Source organism: Pelagibius marinus (genome assembly GCF_014925385.1).
GTDB classification, from domain to species: domain Bacteria; phylum Pseudomonadota; class Alphaproteobacteria; order Kiloniellales; family Kiloniellaceae; genus Pelagibius; species Pelagibius marinus.
This window is the reverse complement of the sequence record NZ_JACSDK010000014.1, coordinates 180,645-196,795: the sequence shown is the minus strand read 5'-3', so window position 1 is coordinate 196,795 and position 16,151 is coordinate 180,645. Positions and strand designations below refer to the sequence as shown.

Below are 16,151 nucleotides of genomic sequence, written 5' to 3'. Positions count from 1 at the left end.
CAAAAGGGGCCCTGGAACAGGAGGACAGCCTCATGCCGAGCGAGGAGACCCCCACTCCCCCTGCGACCAGCGGTGAGGACTTACCCAAACCCGCCCCACGGGTGCTGACCATCGCCACCAGCGACATCGTCGATGCCCTGGACCTGGGCCTGCGCGACTTCCGCGCGGCGCCGCTCTACGGGCTGTTCTTCGGCGGCATCTACGCCGTCGGCGGCATGCTCATCGTGCTGACCGCCTCGGCCCTGCAGATGAGCTACGTCTCCTATCCCCTGGCCGTCGGCTTCGCGCTCATCGGCCCCTTCATCGCCGTCGGCCTCTACGAGGTCAGCCGGCGCCGCGAGAAGGGTGAGCCGCTGCAATGGGGGCCGGTCCTGGGCGTCATCTTCGCCCAGCGCCGGCGCGAGACCGGCTGGATGGCCTTCGTCACCCTCTTCATCCTGGTCATGTGGATGTATCAGGTGCGCGTGCTCATCGCCCTCTTCATCGGCCTGCACGCGCCCACCACCTTCGAGGGCTTCCTCCAGGTCGTGGTCGACACGCCGGAAGGCCTGATCTTCCTCGGCATCGGACACCTGGTCGGCGCCTTCAACTCCCTGGTGCTCTTCTCGCTGACCGTCGTCTCCTTCCCGCTGCTGCTGGACCGCGAGGTCGACTTCGTCACCGCCATGATCACCTCGGTGCGCGCCGTCTTCACCAACCCCAAGCCGATGATCGGCTGGGCCTTCATCATCATGGTGCTGCTGATGATCGCCATCGCGCCCTTCTTCCTCGGGCTGTTCATCGCCCTGCCGATCCTGGGCCACACCACCTGGCACCTCTACCGCAAGCTGGTGGCGCCAGAGGGGAGCTAGATCGGATCAGGATCATGGCCATTGGAGCGCTTGCCCATCCTTCGAGACGCACTGCTGCGCAGCGCTCCTCAGGATGAGGTCTTTGTTCTTTAACTCCACCTCATCCTGAGGAGGGCCGGCAGGCCCGTCTCGAAGGATGGGCCACAAACTCAGTCGATCAGGCCTCGTTCGCGCAGCACCGGCTCCATTGCGGAAAAGCGGCGCATCAGGAGTTCTCCGCATTCCCCGAGGGCAATCATCGGCCAGTCCGTGTACTGCTTTGAGCGATGATCGGGCTCGCTCAGCACGACCAGAAGGTCATCCCCAACCTCTTTCTTGAAGGTCTCGAGGTCAACTGACTTTCTAAAGCTGGTACCAATAAAGCTGGAACCAATCTGGTAAGCGGTCCGGATTTCTTTCTCCACGCCGCGATAGGTCGCCAAGACTTCAAAGGTGACCTCGGAGCCGTTCTTAAAGTCTTCCTCTATGCGGCTTTCGGTATGGGACCGTGTGCTGGGTTTAGGGGAACGGACTCCTATCGGACGCCCGCGAAAGATGACCTCCCCCTCTTCGAGGTAGGCTGCGTAGAACGGCTTATCCGGAACGAGCCAGCCGCCCATCCAAAGGCAGGCCCGTGCCGGGGTCGAAGAGATTCCCGCAATCACCACCGCAAGCACTGTCAGTACAACGAAGCGGGATAAACAGAGAGTCATTGCCTCCTCCCCGCCCGCTCCGGAAACAGCTTCGCCAGGCCTTCCGGCGAGGCCTCCGCGATGCCGCGTTCGGTGATGAGGCCGGTGACGTAGCGCGCCGGGGTGACGTCGAAGGCGTAGTTGGCGACGGGGCTGCCCTCGGGGGTGATGGTTACCGTCTCGATGGCGCCGGAGGTCGTGCGGCCGGTCATCTGCGAGACCTCCTCGCCGCTGCGCTCCTCGATCGGGATCTCCTTCACGCCGTCGTTTACCGTCCAGTCGATGGTCGGCGACGGCAGGGCCACGTAGAAGGGCACGCCGTTGGCCTGGGCGGCCAGGGCCTTCAGATAGGTGCCGATCTTGTTGCAGACGTCGCCGGAGGCCGTGGTGCGGTCGGTGCCGACGATGCAGAGGTCGACTTGGCCGTGCTGCATCAGGTGGCCGCCGACGTTGTCGGCGATCACCGTGTGGGGCACGCCGTGGCCCTTCAGCTCCCAGGCGGTCAGCGAGGCGCCCTGGTTGCGCGGGCGCGTCTCGTCGGCCCAGACGTGGATGGGGATGCCTTCCTCGAAGGCCATGTACATGGGCGCCGTGGCCGTGCCCCAGTCCACCGTCGCCAGCCAGCCGGCGTTGCAGTGGGTCAGGATGTTGACCGGCGCGCCCGCCGGCTTTTTCTCGGCGATCTCGCGGATCACCTTCAGGCCGTGGCGGCCGATGGACTGGCAGATCTCCACGTCCTCGTCGCAGATCGCCGCCGCGCGCTTGTAGGCCGCCGCCAGGCGATCCTCGCGCGGCAGGTTGGCCAGGGTGGCGCGCATCTCGTCCAACGCCCAGCGCAGATTCACCGCCGTGGGGCGGGTGGCGTAGAGCAGCTCGTAGGCGCGCTCGAAGCTCTCGTCGCTCGCATCCTCGCGCAGCGCAAGACAGATCCCATAGGCCGCCGTCGCGCCGATCAGCGGCGCGCCGCGCACCAGCATGGCCTTGATGGCGTGGGCCGCCTCTTCCACCGTTTTCAGGGTCACGGTCTCGAAGCGGTGCGGCATGCGGGTCTGGTCGATGATCTCCACCGACCAGCCGTCGTCGTTCAGCCAGATGGTTCTGTAGGGCTTGCCGTCGACCTTCATAGGACTTCCATTGCCTCACGTCTGCTCATGAGGCGCCATCCTAAAGGCCTGATATCAAGCTGTCACTCGGCGGCCTGCTCCACGGCCTCGGCGGGCAGGGCCTGGGGCGCCAGCAGCCAGCCGAAAACCAGGGTCGCCGTGATGGCGCCGACCAGTTGGACGACGATGAAGGCCGGCGCGTCCAGGGGCCGGATGCCGGAGAAGGTGTCGGTGAAGCTGCGCGCGATGGTCACGGCCGGGTTGGCGAAGGAGGTCGAGGCGGTGAACCAGTAGCCGGCGGTGATGTAGAGCCCCACGGCATAGGGCACCGCCGCTGCGCGGAAGCGCAGGCAGCCGAAGATGGCCGCCAGCAGGCCGAAGGTGGCGACGAACTCGGCCAGCCACTGGGCCGGGCCCGTGCGGACCTTGAGGGAGGCCTGGATGAGCGGCTCGGCGAACATGGCGTGGGCGATCAGCACCCCGGCCAGGCCGCCGAGAAGCTGCACGGCGACGTAGGCCAGCGCCGTGCGCTTCTCCATCTCGCCGCGCAGGGTGAAGGCCAGGGTCACCGCCGGATTGAAGTGCGCGCCGGAAAGCGGCCCGAAAATCAGGATCAGCACCGCCAGGATGGCGCCGGTGGCGAGGGTGTTGCCGAGCAGGGCGATGGCGGTGTTCCCGCCGGCCAGGCTCTCGCCCATGATCCCGGAGCCGACCACCACCGCCAGCAGGAAGGCGGTGCCCAGGGCCTCGGCGGCGAGGCGGCGGGGGAGGTCGGCCTGCATGGCCTCAGGCAGTCTCTGCTGGCGAGGTGCCCATCTCGCGCAGACGCTTTTGCAGGCTCAGACGGTCCAGGGCGTCGATCGGCAGGTTCACGAAGATGTCGACGCGCCTGTGGATCTGGCCATAGACGTCGGCGAAGACCTGGCGTTTCTCGGCTTCCGTGCCCCCGGCGGCGGCGGGATCGCGGAACGGCCAGTGCGCCGTCACCGGCTGGCCCGGCCAGACCGGGCAGACCTCGCCGGCGGCGTTGTCGCAGACCGTGATGACGAAATCCATCTGCGGCGCTCCGGGCGCGGCGAAGACGTCCCAGGACTTGCTGCGCAGCTCGCCCGTCGGGTGGTCGAGGCTCTTCAGCAGGTCCAGGGCATAGGGATTGACCCGGCCCGTGGGATGGCTGCCGGCGCTGTAGCCCTTGAAGCGCCCCTGGCCCAGGCGGTCGACGATGGCCTCCGCCAGAACGGAGCGCGCCGAGTTGCCGGTGCAGAGGAAGAGGATGTTGTAGACCTTGCCGGTCTCACTCGTTGAGATCATGCCGTTTCCTCCGCGCGTCTCGCCTTGTTCTTCCCGGCACCAGCGGTCAGGCCGTCACAGATTTCCGGGCGCCCGTGGCAGCAGTCGTCCAGCAGGAAGCCGACCAGGCCGCGCATGGCCGCGAAGTCCGCGGCATAGAGGATCTGCCGGCTCTGGCGCTTCGACACCAGCAGCCCGGCGCGTTCCAGCTGGGCCAGGTGAAACGACAGGGTGGCCGGCTGCACGCCGAGCTTGCGGGCCACCTCGCCCGCCGGCAGCCCGGCCGGGCCTTCACGCACCAGCAGGCGGAAAACCGCCAGGCGGGTCGGCTGGGACAGGGCGGCCAGGGCCTGTGTGGCCCGGTCTTCTTGCATGGTTTCTTCCATATTTTGATAATCGTTGAAATATCAAAATATGGCAAGCCCCTTCCGGAAGCTTTATGAGGAGGGCCGACAAAGAAGGCGGCAGGGGAAAGCAGGCCCGCCGTGAGGGGAATGGAGTACCGATGCCGCAAAGCGATGTGATTCTGGTCGTCAACGCCGGCTCTTCGAGCATCAAGTTCTCGCTCTATCCGGCCGCGGATGACGGCAGGCCCCTGGGCGGCGGCATCATCGAAGGCATCGGCGTCCAACCGCAATTCAAGGCCGAGTTCGCAGGCAAGGCTTTCAAGGACGACTGGCCCGACGGCGCCGGGCTGGATCACGAACACTTCTACGGCTTCCTGCTGGACTGGCTGGCCCGCGAAACGCCGGAGACGACAGTCGTCGCGGCCGGACACCGCGTGGTCCACGGCGGCACCGACTTCGCCGCCCCGGTGGTGGTCGATGCGGCGGTGCTCTCGGCCCTGGAGGCGCTGGTCCCGCTGGCGCCGCTGCACCAGCCGCACAACCTGGCCGCCATCCGCACGCTCAGTGAACGCGCGCCGGCCATCCCCCAGGTCGCCTGCTTCGATACCGCCTTCCACCGCTCGATCCCCGCGCGCGACCAGCTCTACGGCCTGCCGCTCGACCTGGCCGAGGCGGGCCTGCGCCGCTACGGCTTCCACGGCCTGTCCTACGAGTTTGTTGCCGGCGTCTTGCCGGACTATGACGCCGGGGCCGCGGCCGGCCGCACCATCGTCGCCCACCTGGGCAACGGCGCCAGCCTCTGCGCCCTGAAAGACGGCGAGAGCCGGGCCTGCACCATGGGATTCTCCACCCTGGACGGCCTCATCATGGGCACCCGCTGCGGTTCCATCGACCCCGGCGTGCTGATCTACCTGCTGCGCGAAAAGGGCCTGGACGCCGACGGCCTGGAAAAGCTGCTCTACAAGGAGTCGGGCCTGCTCGGCCTTTCCGGGCTCAGCGCCGACATGCGTGACCTGCTGGCCAGCGACAGGCCGGAAGCCAGGCAGGCGGTGGAGATGTTCTGCGACCGCGTGGCCCAGCAGATCGCCGGCCTGGCGGCCCTGCTGGGCGGCCTCGACGCCGTGGTCTTCACCGCCGGCATCGGTGAGCGCTCGGCGCCGATCCGCGCGGCCATCTGCGCGCGCCTTGCCTGGCTGGGCGCGGAACTCGACCCGGCGGCCAACGCGGCGGGCGAGGCACGCATCGCCGCCGCCGCCAGCCGCCTCGGCCTGTGGATCGTGCCGACCGACGAAGAATCCATGATCGCCCGGCACAGCCGCGGCCTGCTGGCCGGCGCCCCGGCGGAAACCGCGCGCGCATGACCGCCCGGCTCCTCGACGGCCTTGCGGCCCTGGCCGCGCGCTACGACGCCTACCTGCTGGACCAGTTCGGCGTCCTGCACGACGGCACCAATGTCTATCCGGGCGTGCTCGACTGCCTGGAAGCGCTGAAGGAGGCCGGCAAGCGGGTTGTCATCCTCTCCAACTCCGGCACCCGGCGCGAGGCCAACCGCGAACGCCTGGCCGGCCTCGGCATTCCGAGTGCGCTTTACGAGGACTTCGTCACCTCCGGCGAGGTGACCCGCGCTTACCTGAACTCGGCGCCGGCGGAGCTGCGCGCGGAGAACAGCGGCGGCGGCGCCCTGCGCTGCCTGCCGCTGGTCGGCGCCTCGGAGCGCGCCATCCTGGCGGGCCTGAACGTCGCCGAAGCGGCCTCGGTCGAGGAGGCCGACTTCGTCATGGTGGCGAGCTTCGGCCAGGAGCCGCCGCCGCGCGGCGCCTTCGACGACGTGCTGGCGGCGGCGCGGCGGCGCGGCCTGACGCTGGTCTGCGCCAACCCCGATGTGAAGGGGGTCAGCCCCAAGGGCCTGATCCATGCCCCTGGCGCGGTGGCCGCCGACTACGAGGCCGCCGGCGGCAAGGTGGTCTACATCGGCAAGCCGCACCCGCTGATCTATCGCCACGTGCTGCAGAACCTCTCGCCGGTGCCGCCCAGCCGCGTGCTGGCGGTGGGCGATTCCCTGTCACACGACATCGCCGGCGCCCAGGGTGTCGGCATCGCCTCGGCCCTGGTGATCGAAGGCATCCACCAGGAAGAACTGGGCGACCCGGGACAGACCCAGGCGTTCGATAGCCGCCTCGCCGCCCTGGAGCGGCGCTACCACGCCCAGGCCGACTACCTGCTGCGCCGCCTCGCCTGGTAGCCGTAGGCAGCGGGCCGCAAGAAAAAGGCGCAGCCGCCGGAGCAGCCGCGCCCTTTCGGGAACACGCTTGTCGCGAAAACCGGCCAGAGCGACCTGGCGGCTGAGGCCTAGCGGCTCTTAAAGCGGCTGCGCATCGCCAGGTCGGCGCGCGCGGAGAGATCGGCCCGCGCCGAGAGGTCGGCGCGCGAGGACATGTCGGCCCGCCCGGCCATGTCGGCGCGGGTGGTGAACTGTCCGCCGGTCATGTTGCTGGCGGCACCGATGGCCGCATCCAGCAGGATCTCCTCGAGCCAGCCGCTCGTGATCTCGATACGGATCGAAAAGTCGACCTTGTCGTAGTGCCACATGCGGACGCCTTTGAGGAACTGCTCGTCCATCATCTCGACGCCCACGTCGGCAACGCTGGTGGGCTCTTCGATCGACGTACCCTCCCCGTGGACGAGGAAGATATAGGGTGCATCGAGCTTGTAGTAGCTGCCCTCGTAGGTGAAGCCGTAGATGCGCGCCAGCATCGGCTTCTTTTTGGGATCCAGCTTGTCGGTCAACGGGTTCTTGTTCGGCGAATCCGTACCGGCACTCAGGCCCGAAAGCACCGCTTCGTCGAGCTTCAGCCCGCTGAACTTTCGCCCGAAGAGTCTCACTTGCGAACTCGACAGTAGATTTTCATCAAAGATCGAAGGTCCTCCCCGAGATTGCTTCGCACCTCTAACCATCTTCCCCTCCTATGCATCGAAGCGCCGGCGTCTGGAAGTCGCCGGGCTTCGTCCCAGTTGCAACGTCGCTTGGGCGCGGCGGATGATAACACCACCGCATCAACTAACAAGTGAACTACCTCGTCCTAACTGGACATCTACCTCACAATTGCACACGGAAACTGTGATTGAACATGCCGTACACGCGCGCGTAGGCCTCCGGATCGTCGAGCAGGGCGTCCGAGCGCGCGGCCGCCGACGAGTCGCCGCGCCGGCGCAGCCACTTCCAGCGCACCAGGTAGGGCGCGCCGCGCGGCGGCGGCGGCTGCCTCAGCGGCGCCCCCTGCAAGGCAATGCCGCGCTCGAGGAAGTTCTCCCCGAAGGCCCGCAGGTTGCCCGCCTGGCCGATCTCGGCCATGACATCCAGGAAGGTTTCGGCGAAGTCCGCGTAGGTCATATGTGCCGGCGACAGGCGCTGCCAGGTCACCGCCAGGGCGAAGCCGGTGATGTCGCGCGCCTCGATCAGCGCGTCGATGAAGGCGCCGCGGTTCATCGCGACGGCGCCCTGGTGCACGCGCTGGAAGTCGTTGAGGCTGCTCGCCACGCTTTCCCGGTCCCAGCCGCGGGGGTCCATATCCGGCGGGATGAGGCCGCGGCGCACCAGGCCGTCCTGATAGATCTCGATCAGGTTGTCGAAGACGGCGCCGGTCAGCGGCTGGGCCAGATGGTGCGCGTTGCGCTCCTGGCCGCTGGGATCGATCCACTCTCCGCCGGGCGAAAGGCGGAGCGAGGCGAGGTCCTCCATGTGGGTCTCGTTCGAGGCGACGCGGATCTGCTCGCTGCTCGAAAGTTCGCCGACCCGGTTCAGCCAGTTCAGCACATAGAGGTTGCCGCCGGTCTGATCGATCAGCTCGTCCAGCATGGACTCGAAGTGCAGGGAGGAGACCAGCGCCACCATGTCCGACATCGACTCGTGGAAGGCGAGGAACTGGGGCGTCAGGGCGTCGAAGCCGGGAATGCCCATCTCCGAAAACAGCAGCGTGTGCCCCACCTCATGAGCGATGACATCGAAATTCAGGGCGAAGGGATGATAGTCGCCGGCGCTGTTCACCCGGCCGCCGGTTTCGATGAAGCCGATGCCCGCGTGCGCGTTGTCCCAGTCGACCTCCGGCACCAGTTCGACGATGAAGCCGTCGCTGGGGTCGTACCAGGCGACCGTCTTGCCGAAGTAATTCTCCCAGATGTCGAGCGTGAAGCGTACCGAGCCGTACATATGCGCCGCGAGGAACTGGCGGCTGCCGACGGGGATCTGGTCGAAATGGCCGTCGGCGCCGGGGCGGGCGGGCCGATAGGCCGGGCCCTGATAGGGCGGCATATAGGGAAACGCGTAGGGCTCGGTCTTGTCGACGGCGTCGACCACGCGCATGGCGCCGTCGAAGGGTCCGGCGGCGATCGAGCCGGGACGCGGCGAAACCCGCACCGTCTCCGGCTCCGAGAAACCTTCCAGCTCCGGCATCTGCGCGAACAGCCGGAAGCGCGTGCCGGCGGCAACGCCGCCGATCCCGTCCAGCCTGTCCCACAGCATGGTCATGCCTTGTCCCCCACTCGACGCGTTCTTCTAACGCGACTCCTCCGCCAGCGCCAGATAGGCCTGCTCGCGCGCCAGGGCGTTGCGCAGGCTGTCGACGTCGGCAAATCCCATTTCGCGGGCGCCCTGCGCGACGTCCGACGGCGCGGCGCGGCCCAGACGGCTCTCAAAGTACCAGTCTACCAGCGCCTCGGACGAGAGCGCAGAGGGGGCAGTGCGCCCCTTGCCCAGCCTTTCGAGTCGCTCCTGCTTGTCGCGGGCGCGCGCGGCCAGCGCCGGGTAGTGGCCCTCGCTGCGCAGCACGTCGAGCAGCGCCGCCGCCAGGGCTGCGCCGGCGCTCCGCGCCCGGCTTTCCACCGCCGCCTCGTAAGCAAGCAGACGATCGAGCCCTTCCCGGTCCAGGTCGCAGTCCTCGGCCCAGGCCTCCAGCGCGGCGCGCGACAGCAGCCCGTGGCGCCGCCGCAACTGGTCCAGCGCCGCACGCCGCGCCGCGTCGTCGCCCGGCGGCGGCGCCTCCGGCGCCAGGAGCTGCAGGCGCAGCACGGCCAGGCGGCGCAGAGCCGTATAGAGATCCGGCTCGAGGTAGAGTTCCTCCAGAACCAACCCCTCCTCCGCGCCCACCGGCGCGGCCGCGTCGTCGGCCTGCTCGACGAACTGCGCCCAGAGGGTGGTGCGCTCGAAAATGAAGGGCTCGTGCTCGGCCGGCGGCTCCGGTTCGCTTTCCGCCAAGGCTTCCAGCAGCGCGCGGGCATCGGCGCGCTTCTGCGAAATGCGCCCCTGCGGCAGCCAGGCCGTGAGCGCCTCGGCGGTTGCCGTGTCCACCTCCATTTCAGCCAGCAGTTCGGGCAGGGCCGCGAAGCTACGCTCGCGATAGAAGCGGCGCTTGAAGGCGGCGACGAGGCCGTCGCGCAGCTTTTCGTCGATGAGACCGTCACGCGCCGCCGCGGCCAGGGTCTCGCGAAGATCGACCATGGCGTCCGACAGGGCCGGATAGGACAGCTCCGCCGGCCCGTGGATCACCGCCACCTCGTCGTCGTCCTCGAAGAGCTCGCTCTCGTAAGGCGTATAGGTCCCGACCCGGTAGGCCTCGTAGATCTTGCCGATGCCGATCATGCCGTGGCGCTGCAGCTCGGCAGCGCGCAGCGCGCCCATGCTGGCGGCGCCGTAGACGGGAATGCCCTGGTCAAGCGCCCAGAGAATCTCCTTGTGCCAGACCGAGGGCACCTCCTGGAAATAGCCGTCGATCACGGCAATGGCCCGCGGCCGGCGCTGCTGCACCAGGCGGTAGATGTCGCCCTGGCGCACCGGCGGGTGGTAGTCCGCCGCCAGGATCTTCTCCGCCTCGGCACGCGGCAGGCTGGGGCCCAGGAAGACCGCCGTCATGACCAGTCTCCCTCCCCCAGGCCGCGGGCAAGGGCGCGCGGGCCGGGGCGGTAGTCGCTGCCGGCGCCCTGGTAGGCGCCTTCCAGGCCGGACGCCACGACGCGGGCCACCGGCAGGCCGACCTCCGGCTTGGTGAGGTCGACCGCCACCACCTGGGTAACGCCGTCGGCGGCCAGGCGCCCCAACACCCTTTCCAGGTCGCCGGCGATGGTCTCGCCGCTGAGGTTGGGGGCGTCGTTGAAGCGGCGGCGCGGCGGGTCGGACAGCCACAGGCGGGCCGTGCGGTTGCGCGCCAGCTTGGCCGCGCTGTCGTATGACTCCGGCACGTAGTCGTCGCGCGAGCCGGCGATGCGGGTGGTGCGCGACTGCGCCGCCTCGGTCAGGGCGCGCAGCAGCGCCACCTCGCGGTCGGGATGGCAGCCGGCGCCCAGCTCCGCCTCTACGGCGGTGTCGCTGCGCTCAGCCACCGCGCAGCAGAAGACCGGCACCCCCAGGTCCGAGGTCACGTCCCAAAGACCGACATCCAGGCCGGCGCGGGCATAGTGCGCCAGCAGGGTGCGGCAGCGCACCGAGCCGATGCTCTCCGGGTCCAGCTTCGCCGCCGCGCGGGCGCTGTCGCCGCCCAGGCGCCAGAGGCTGAGGGCGTCGCGCTCGATCAGCTCGCAGAGCGCGTGCAGCGCCGCCTCGGCAAAGGTGTTGCCGGAGGCCAGGCCGTTGGTATTGGCGGGAAAGGCGAAGCTGCCCTGGGGCTGCGGCAGGGTGTAGTTGGTGGAGACCAGCTCCAGCGGCACCCAGAGCGGCGCGCCGCCGGCCAGCGGCGTGCCCTCGATCCAGAGGATCTGCTGCGCCGGATCGAAGTCGCCGAGACGCGACCGCGGCAGCCCTTCGACGTCGATCACCCGATGGTCGCGGCTCAACTCGTTGTAGGAGACCATCTTCAAGGGCGCGGTGATGGTCTCGCCGTGCCAGGTCTCCGCCGCCTCCATGAAGGCCGAAACCTTCGCCTCCTGCGGCGTCAGTCCCTTGCCCTGGGAGACCGCGATGGAGCGCGACAGCGGGCGGCAGGCCATGTAGACGGGGATGCCGATGCTGTCCAGGCCGGTGACGTTGGCCAGCCGCGTGATGCCCATGCGTTCGGCCAGCGGCAGGAAAGCTTCCAGCGTCTCTTCCGGGCTGCGGCAGCGGTGCGTGCCGCCGCGGTAGACCTTGGCGGTATCGCCGCGCGTCTCAGCTTTCGCGCCGGCGCGGCGCTGCGGGGCCGAGGCGTCCATGGCCGCTCACCCTTCCCGGCGCCGCGCGGTGGCCAGCATGGCCGCGGCGGCGGCGTAGTCGGGCGTCCCCGCCATGCCCTCCAGCCCCTGCAGGCGCGGCTCCAGGGTATCGCAGGCGTCGTCGATGCGGCCCTGGCTGCGCAGCAGGCCCGCCAGGCTGGTGGCCGCGCGCAGCGCGAGGGTGCGCGCACCCTGGTCGCTCGCCAGGTCCAGCGCGCCGCGGTAGGCGGACACCGCGGGTTCCGGATCGTGGGGCATGCGCAGCTGGAGCAGGTAGCCGACGCGGCGGCGCAGCTCCGGCAGCCAGATGCGCAGGCCCATGGCCTCGAACTCGGCCTGGGCCGCGGTCGTCTCCTCCAGCGCCTCGTCGATGCGCCCGTTCAGCGCCAGCACCTCGGCGAACATGTCGTAGTAGACGGGGAAGTCCTCGCGAGTGCCGATCAGCTTCTGGCGCTCCAGGCCCTCGCGTATTTCCGTCAGCCCTTTGGAGGGATTGCCCAGGCGCGCGTGCGCCCAGCCGGCGAAAACCAGTGCCTTGGCGCGGTGATCGGTGAAGCCCTGGTCCTCGGCGAAGGCAATCATCTCCTCGGCGATGCGCAGCACCTCCGACGCGTCGCGGCGGTAGAGGCGGTGCATGATGGTGATGTCCTTGTGGTGCATCCAGCTGCCGCCGTGGCCCAGGGCCTCCATCCAGGCCTGCGCCTGGCGCTCGGACTCCATGGCCTCCTCCGGCCGGCCCAGCAGCCAGTAGACCAGCGAACGCTCGCCGTGGCCGCAGACCTTGGCGTCGTGGTTGCCGTAGAGCGTCGCATGAGTGCGGTAGTCGCCCTTTTCATAAAGATCCAGGCCGCAGTCGATATGCTCCAGGCAGCCCTGGAAGTCGCCGCGGTTGAAGTGCGAAGCCCACTGGCAGTGATGCGCCTGCAGCAGCAGCGCCTCGTCCTTGCGCGCGCCGGCGCGGGTCAGCAGCTCGTCGGAGCGCATGTTCATCTCGTTGAAGTCGCGCGACAGGCGCCACCAGCCCCAGTAGACCGGGAAATGATCCTCGGACTCCGGCAGGCTGCGGCACAGCTCGTAGCCCTTGGCGTAGATCTCCTCCACCTCGCTGGAGCCCGGACCGTGCAGGGAGATGAGCGCCGGTCCCAGGCGGATCAGCAGCTGCAGGCGCAGGGCCTGGATCTCCGGTGTCTCGCGCAGCTGGTCCAGCGCCTCCAGGCCGCGGCGCAGGTGATGCACCGCCTCGACAATGGCCGAGCGCGCCAAGCTGATGCGCCCGGCCTGCAGCCACAGCTTCGCTGCCTCTTCGTGGCTGCCGCCGGCGGAGAGGTGATTGGCCAGCAGATCCGGACGATCAGATTCGATCTCCGGGACCAGGTCCTTCAGCGCCTGCGCCGTCGAGGAATGCAGCCGCTGGCGTTCCTCGCGCAGCAGCGAATCATAGGCCGCTTCCTGCACCAGGCCATGCTTGAAGACGAAGGTCTCCTTGCCGCGCTGATCGATCTCGCGATAGATCAGGCCGGCATCGGAAAGGGTGGCCAGGGCCGCCTCCAGGTAGGCAGCATCGAAATCACCGACCTGGGAGATCATGTCCCGCGTGAAGGAGCGGCCGAGCACGGAGCCGACCCGCGCCACCATCTTCGCCTGGCCGACCCGGTCGAGGCGCTCCATAAGGGAGTCCTGCAGCGAGATCGGGATGGCCGAACCGGCGTGGCGCCGCGGCTTGCGGCCCTTGGCGGATTGCTCGAAATCCAGTTCCACGACGCTCTTGGTCAGCTCCTCGACGAAGAGCGGGATGCCGTCGGTCTTTTCGACGATCTCGCTGACCACGGCCTTGGTGAGCGAGGTTCCCTGGGCCAGGCTGGCGATCAGCGCCTGGGCGTCCTTCACCGGCAGGCGGCCAAGCTCCAGCCGTGTCACGTGCGGCAGCGCCTCCCAGGGCGTGTAGAAAGCTTCGCGCGACGTCACGATGACGTAGATCCGCTCGCTCGGGATGGCATGGACCACCCGGTCCAGCAGCTCGATCGAGGTGGGGTCGAGCCATTGGAAATCATCGACCACAACGACGATGGGGTATTCGCGGCTGCGCGAGACGAGGTTGTCGACGATGGCCTGCAGCGTGCGCTCGCGGTTCTGCTTGGCGGCGACCTGTGACTGCGGCTGGTCGATGGAGACCGGCGAAAGCATGTCGGCGAAGATGTCGAGGCGCGCCTCGCGCTCCGGCCCCTCGCCCATCACCACCTTGTCGAGCTTGTGCCGGATGGTCGCCGGACTGTCGCCGTGGTCGATGTTGGCGAGCAGCCGGTAGCGCTGGATCAGCGGGTGCAGCGGGCTGTCCTGGTTGTAGGGCGTGCCCTGATAAGTCTGCACCATGGCTTCGTCGTTCACCTCGCGCAGGAACTGGTGGACGAAGCGCGACTTGCCGATGCCGGGCTCGCCGGTGACCATCACCACGCGGCCGGCGCCGCCCTTCACCTGGCGCCACTGGCGGCGCGCCAAGTCGAGCTGGTCGCTGCGGTCGGCAAAGGAGGTCTGGGCCCAGCGCCCGAAGGTCACGGCCTCGCTGTCACCCTGGTGCTCGCCCAGCAGGCGCCAGATGCGCACCGGCTCGGAGATGCCGTGGAACTCCCGCCGGCCGAGATCCTCGAAGTCGAAATCGTCCTGGGTCAGGCGATAGGTGACATCGGCCACCACGATCTCGTTCGGCCCGGCCATGCCCTGGACCCGGGCGGCGAGATTGGGGGCGACGCCGATGGCCGGCTGCTCCACCGCGGCGCCGGCGCCGATCAGGTCACCGACGATGACCACGCCGGAGGCGATGCCGATGCGCACCGCCAGCTGTGTATCCGCCGGCAGCTCCAGCTGGCCGATGCCCTCGGTGATGCCCAGGGCGGCATGCAGCGCGTGGACCGGCGCGTCTTCGTGGGCCATGGGATAACCGAAGTAGGCCAGGATGCCGTCGCCGACGAAGCGGGCGATGTAGCCCTCGTGAGTGCCGATGATGGAGGCGCAGAAATTCTGGTAGCGTCGCACCACGTCCAGCAGGTCCTCGGCCTCCAGGCGCTCCGAGAGCACGGTGGAGCCGACGATGTCGCAGAACATCACGGTCAGGTGGCGGCGTTCCGCGGGGACCCGCTCGCCGCCGGCCGGCGGCGCTACGGCCACGGCGGGCGTATGACCGGCGGTGGCCAGCGACTGGGCGGCGCGCAGCAACCGCTTGCGCTGGCCCAGCGTCAGGCCGAGCTGGCGCAGGTCCTCTTCGGTCAGCTCCGGAATGAGTTCGAGGTCGACGTCGTTTTCCTCGAAGACCTCGGCAAATCCGCCCAGGCCGATCGCCGTCAACCAGCGCCGAATGGCCATCGCCGCGTCCCTCTCTCGCCCCCGGATCGCCCGCGCGACCAGCATTCCGCAGCGCGCAGATTAAACCGCGGCGCGATTAGAAGCTGTGTCCGTCGTGTGGCACGGCAATTCCGCCGCCGCCGGCTCGGCCGGCAGGCTCTCTCCTCGGCGGAAATGCTGACGTGAATGCATCCCAAACCTGCGTCCCCCTTCGAGCATCTATACTACTCCCCAGGAAAACCCGTCGACGTGTTTTCTGTCACATTCTAGAGAGAATACAAAGCGATGCAGCCCAACTTCGGGAGCCCGCAACGGAACTTACGCGCCAAGCGGGAATCATTTGCTTCCAGTAACTTATACGATCCGGCTGCGGCCCGACGCCGGCGCTAGGGCGCCACGCCGCCGATCTGCTCGGTGATCTCCTTGGCCGCCTGGACCACCCGCGCGCCCAGTTCGCCCAGCCGGGTCTCGGTGACGCGCACCGAGGGGCCGGAGACCGACACCCCGGCGATGACCTCGCCGTGCTCGTTGTGGATGGTCGCCGCCACGCAGCGCATGCCTACGGTGTGCTCCTCGTCGTCGACGCCCCAACCGCGCTGGCGCGTCTTCTCCAGTTCGGCGCGCAATGCCGTGGGATCGACGATGGTCTTGTCGGTGAAGCGCGGCATGCCCTTGCGGTGCAGCAGATCGGTCAGCGCCGCGTCGTCTATCTCCGCCAGCATCGCCTTGCCGACGGCCGAGGCGTGCATCGGCGCGCGGCGCCCCGGGCGGAAGAAGGCGCGCATGGGCGCGTGGCTCTCGAACTGGGTCACGTAGACCAGTTCGTTCTGGTCTTCCACCGCCAGGTTCACGGTCTCCCCCACGTCCTCCATGAGCCGGCGCATGACCGGGCGGCCCAGGGTGACGATGCGGCGGTTGCGCAGGAAGGCATTGCCGACATTGAAGGCGCCGACGCCGATCACCCAGACGGAGTATTCCTCGTCGAAGTCGGCGAAACGGCGCTGCTGCAGCGTGGTCAGCAGGCGGTGGGTGGTCGAGGGCGCAAGGCCGACGGACTGGGCCAGGTCGGTCAGCGTCATCCCGTCGGCATCGGCCAGGCGCTCCAGAATCGACAGGGCCCGGTCGAGCGACTGGACCTGCCCGCTTCCCTTGCTGGCGTCTCCCTTGGCAGCGCCCCGGCTCTTGGCGGCGGTTCTCGGCATGGCGCGAATCTCCCTTCCCTCGGCAGGCGCAGCATAGAGGGCAAAGCCCGAAGCTGTCAGCAGGCACGTCGCAGAACGCCGCCGACGCCACTTTTGGCAGCCAGTTCCATTTTATTGTCCATTATAACAATTTGAAATACATTATGTATTTCGATCTTATTTCCATTATTCCACG

Annotated in this window: 14 protein-coding genes; 3 read left to right on the top strand and 11 right to left on the bottom strand. The window is 68.3% G+C overall.

Features of this window, described 5'->3' with window-relative positions:
• Positions 1-32: 32 nt before the first annotated feature.
• Positions 33-851, top strand: coding sequence for a DUF2189 domain-containing protein (locus H7X47_RS16900; RefSeq protein ID WP_193369891.1), 819 nt, complete (start codon positions 33-35; stop codon positions 849-851).
• A gap of 149 nt (positions 852-1,000) precedes the next feature.
• On the opposite strand, the gene H7X47_RS16895 is transcribed toward H7X47_RS16900, so the two are convergent.
• From H7X47_RS16895 to H7X47_RS16875, 5 genes are all read right to left on the bottom strand, one after another.
• On the bottom strand, positions 1,001-1,543 hold the full coding sequence (locus H7X47_RS16895) for a hypothetical protein (protein ID WP_193369890.1): 543 nt from the start codon (positions 1,541-1,543) through the stop codon (positions 1,001-1,003).
• Positions 1,540-2,646: an S-methyl-5-thioribose-1-phosphate isomerase gene (gene mtnA / locus H7X47_RS16890; protein WP_193369889.1), complete on the bottom strand. Its 1,107-nt coding sequence runs from the start codon at positions 2,644-2,646 to the stop codon at positions 1,540-1,542. Before mtnA ends, H7X47_RS16895 begins: the two co-directional genes overlap by 4 nt.
• A gap of 62 nt (positions 2,647-2,708) precedes the next feature.
• Positions 2,709-3,407 (bottom strand): MIP/aquaporin family protein, encoded by a 699-nt coding sequence (locus H7X47_RS16885; protein ID WP_193369888.1) that lies wholly within the window; start codon positions 3,405-3,407, stop codon positions 2,709-2,711.
• Positions 3,408-3,411: 4 nt separating this feature from the next.
• Complete coding sequence (locus tag H7X47_RS16880) at positions 3,412-3,936, bottom strand: arsenate reductase ArsC (protein ID WP_193369887.1); 525 nt, start codon at positions 3,934-3,936, stop codon at positions 3,412-3,414.
• On the bottom strand, positions 3,933-4,289 hold the full coding sequence (locus H7X47_RS16875) for an ArsR/SmtB family transcription factor (protein WP_193369886.1): 357 nt from the start codon (positions 4,287-4,289) through the stop codon (positions 3,933-3,935). Before H7X47_RS16875 ends, H7X47_RS16880 begins: the two co-directional genes overlap by 4 nt.
• 131 nt (positions 4,290-4,420) lie before the next feature.
• Between H7X47_RS16875 and H7X47_RS16870 the strand changes: the two genes are divergently transcribed.
• Positions 4,421-5,623, top strand: a complete 1,203-nt coding sequence (locus tag H7X47_RS16870; RefSeq protein WP_193369885.1) for an acetate/propionate family kinase — start codon at positions 4,421-4,423, stop codon at positions 5,621-5,623.
• The gene (locus H7X47_RS16865) at positions 5,620-6,504 is read left to right on the top strand and encodes a TIGR01459 family HAD-type hydrolase (protein WP_193369884.1); all 885 of its coding nucleotides are present in this window, start codon (positions 5,620-5,622) and stop codon (positions 6,502-6,504) included. Before H7X47_RS16870 ends, H7X47_RS16865 begins: the two co-directional genes overlap by 4 nt.
• Positions 6,505-6,611: 107 nt before the next feature.
• Here the strand turns inward: H7X47_RS16865 and H7X47_RS16860 are convergent, their stop codons facing one another.
• From H7X47_RS16860 to bhcR, 6 genes are all read right to left on the bottom strand, one after another.
• On the bottom strand, positions 6,612-7,145 hold the full coding sequence (locus H7X47_RS16860; RefSeq protein ID WP_193369883.1) for a hypothetical protein: 534 nt from the start codon (positions 7,143-7,145) through the stop codon (positions 6,612-6,614).
• Positions 7,146-7,359: 214 nt separating this feature from the next.
• Entirely contained in the window at positions 7,360-8,787 is a 1,428-nt protein-coding gene (locus tag H7X47_RS16855; RefSeq protein ID WP_193369882.1) for a gluzincin family metallopeptidase, read from the bottom strand.
• A 27-nt stretch (positions 8,788-8,814) separates the two neighbouring features.
• Positions 8,815-10,167, bottom strand: a complete 1,353-nt coding sequence (locus tag H7X47_RS16850) for a TfuA-like protein (protein ID WP_193369881.1) — start codon at positions 10,165-10,167, stop codon at positions 8,815-8,817.
• Entirely contained in the window at positions 10,164-11,438 is a 1,275-nt protein-coding gene (locus tag H7X47_RS16845; RefSeq protein WP_193369880.1) for a YcaO-like family protein, read from the bottom strand. Before H7X47_RS16845 ends, H7X47_RS16850 begins: the two co-directional genes overlap by 4 nt.
• A 6-nt stretch (positions 11,439-11,444) precedes the next feature.
• Positions 11,445-14,795: an ATP-binding protein gene (locus H7X47_RS16840; protein ID WP_193369879.1), complete on the bottom strand. Its 3,351-nt coding sequence runs from the start codon at positions 14,793-14,795 to the stop codon at positions 11,445-11,447.
• A 365-nt stretch (positions 14,796-15,160) separates the two neighbouring features.
• On the bottom strand, positions 15,161-15,976 hold the full coding sequence (gene bhcR, locus H7X47_RS16835; protein WP_193369878.1) for an HTH-type transcriptional regulator BhcR: 816 nt from the start codon (positions 15,974-15,976) through the stop codon (positions 15,161-15,163).
• Between the last annotated feature and the right edge of the window lie 175 nt (positions 15,977-16,151).

What these genes read in the sequence shown, in the direction of transcription:
- H7X47_RS16900 (WP_193369891.1), top strand. Translation starts at nt 33, where the DNA reads ATGCCGAGCGAGGAGACCCCCACTCCCCCTGCGACCAGCGGTGAGGAC.
- H7X47_RS16895 (WP_193369890.1), bottom strand. Translation starts at nt 1,543, where the DNA reads ATGACTCTCTGTTTATCCCGCTTCGTTGTACTGACAGTGCTTGCGGTG.
- mtnA (WP_193369889.1), bottom strand. Translation starts at nt 2,646, where the DNA reads ATGAAGGTCGACGGCAAGCCCTACAGAACCATCTGGCTGAACGACGAC.
- H7X47_RS16885 (WP_193369888.1), bottom strand. Translation starts at nt 3,407, where the DNA reads ATGCAGGCCGACCTCCCCCGCCGCCTCGCCGCCGAGGCCCTGGGCACC.
- H7X47_RS16880 (WP_193369887.1), bottom strand. Translation starts at nt 3,936, where the DNA reads ATGATCTCAACGAGTGAGACCGGCAAGGTCTACAACATCCTCTTCCTC.
- H7X47_RS16875 (WP_193369886.1), bottom strand. Translation starts at nt 4,289, where the DNA reads ATGCAAGAAGACCGGGCCACACAGGCCCTGGCCGCCCTGTCCCAGCCG.
- H7X47_RS16870 (WP_193369885.1), top strand. Translation starts at nt 4,421, where the DNA reads ATGCCGCAAAGCGATGTGATTCTGGTCGTCAACGCCGGCTCTTCGAGC.
- H7X47_RS16865 (WP_193369884.1), top strand. Translation starts at nt 5,620, where the DNA reads ATGACCGCCCGGCTCCTCGACGGCCTTGCGGCCCTGGCCGCGCGCTAC.
- H7X47_RS16855 (WP_193369882.1), bottom strand. Translation starts at nt 8,787, where the DNA reads ATGACCATGCTGTGGGACAGGCTGGACGGGATCGGCGGCGTTGCCGCC.
- H7X47_RS16850 (WP_193369881.1), bottom strand. Translation starts at nt 10,167, where the DNA reads ATGACGGCGGTCTTCCTGGGCCCCAGCCTGCCGCGTGCCGAGGCGGAG.
- H7X47_RS16845 (WP_193369880.1), bottom strand. Translation starts at nt 11,438, where the DNA reads ATGGACGCCTCGGCCCCGCAGCGCCGCGCCGGCGCGAAAGCTGAGACG.
- H7X47_RS16840 (WP_193369879.1), bottom strand. Translation starts at nt 14,795, where the DNA reads ATGGCCATTCGGCGCTGGTTGACGGCGATCGGCCTGGGCGGATTTGCC.
- bhcR (WP_193369878.1), bottom strand. Translation starts at nt 15,976, where the DNA reads ATGCCGAGAACCGCCGCCAAGAGCCGGGGCGCTGCCAAGGGAGACGCC.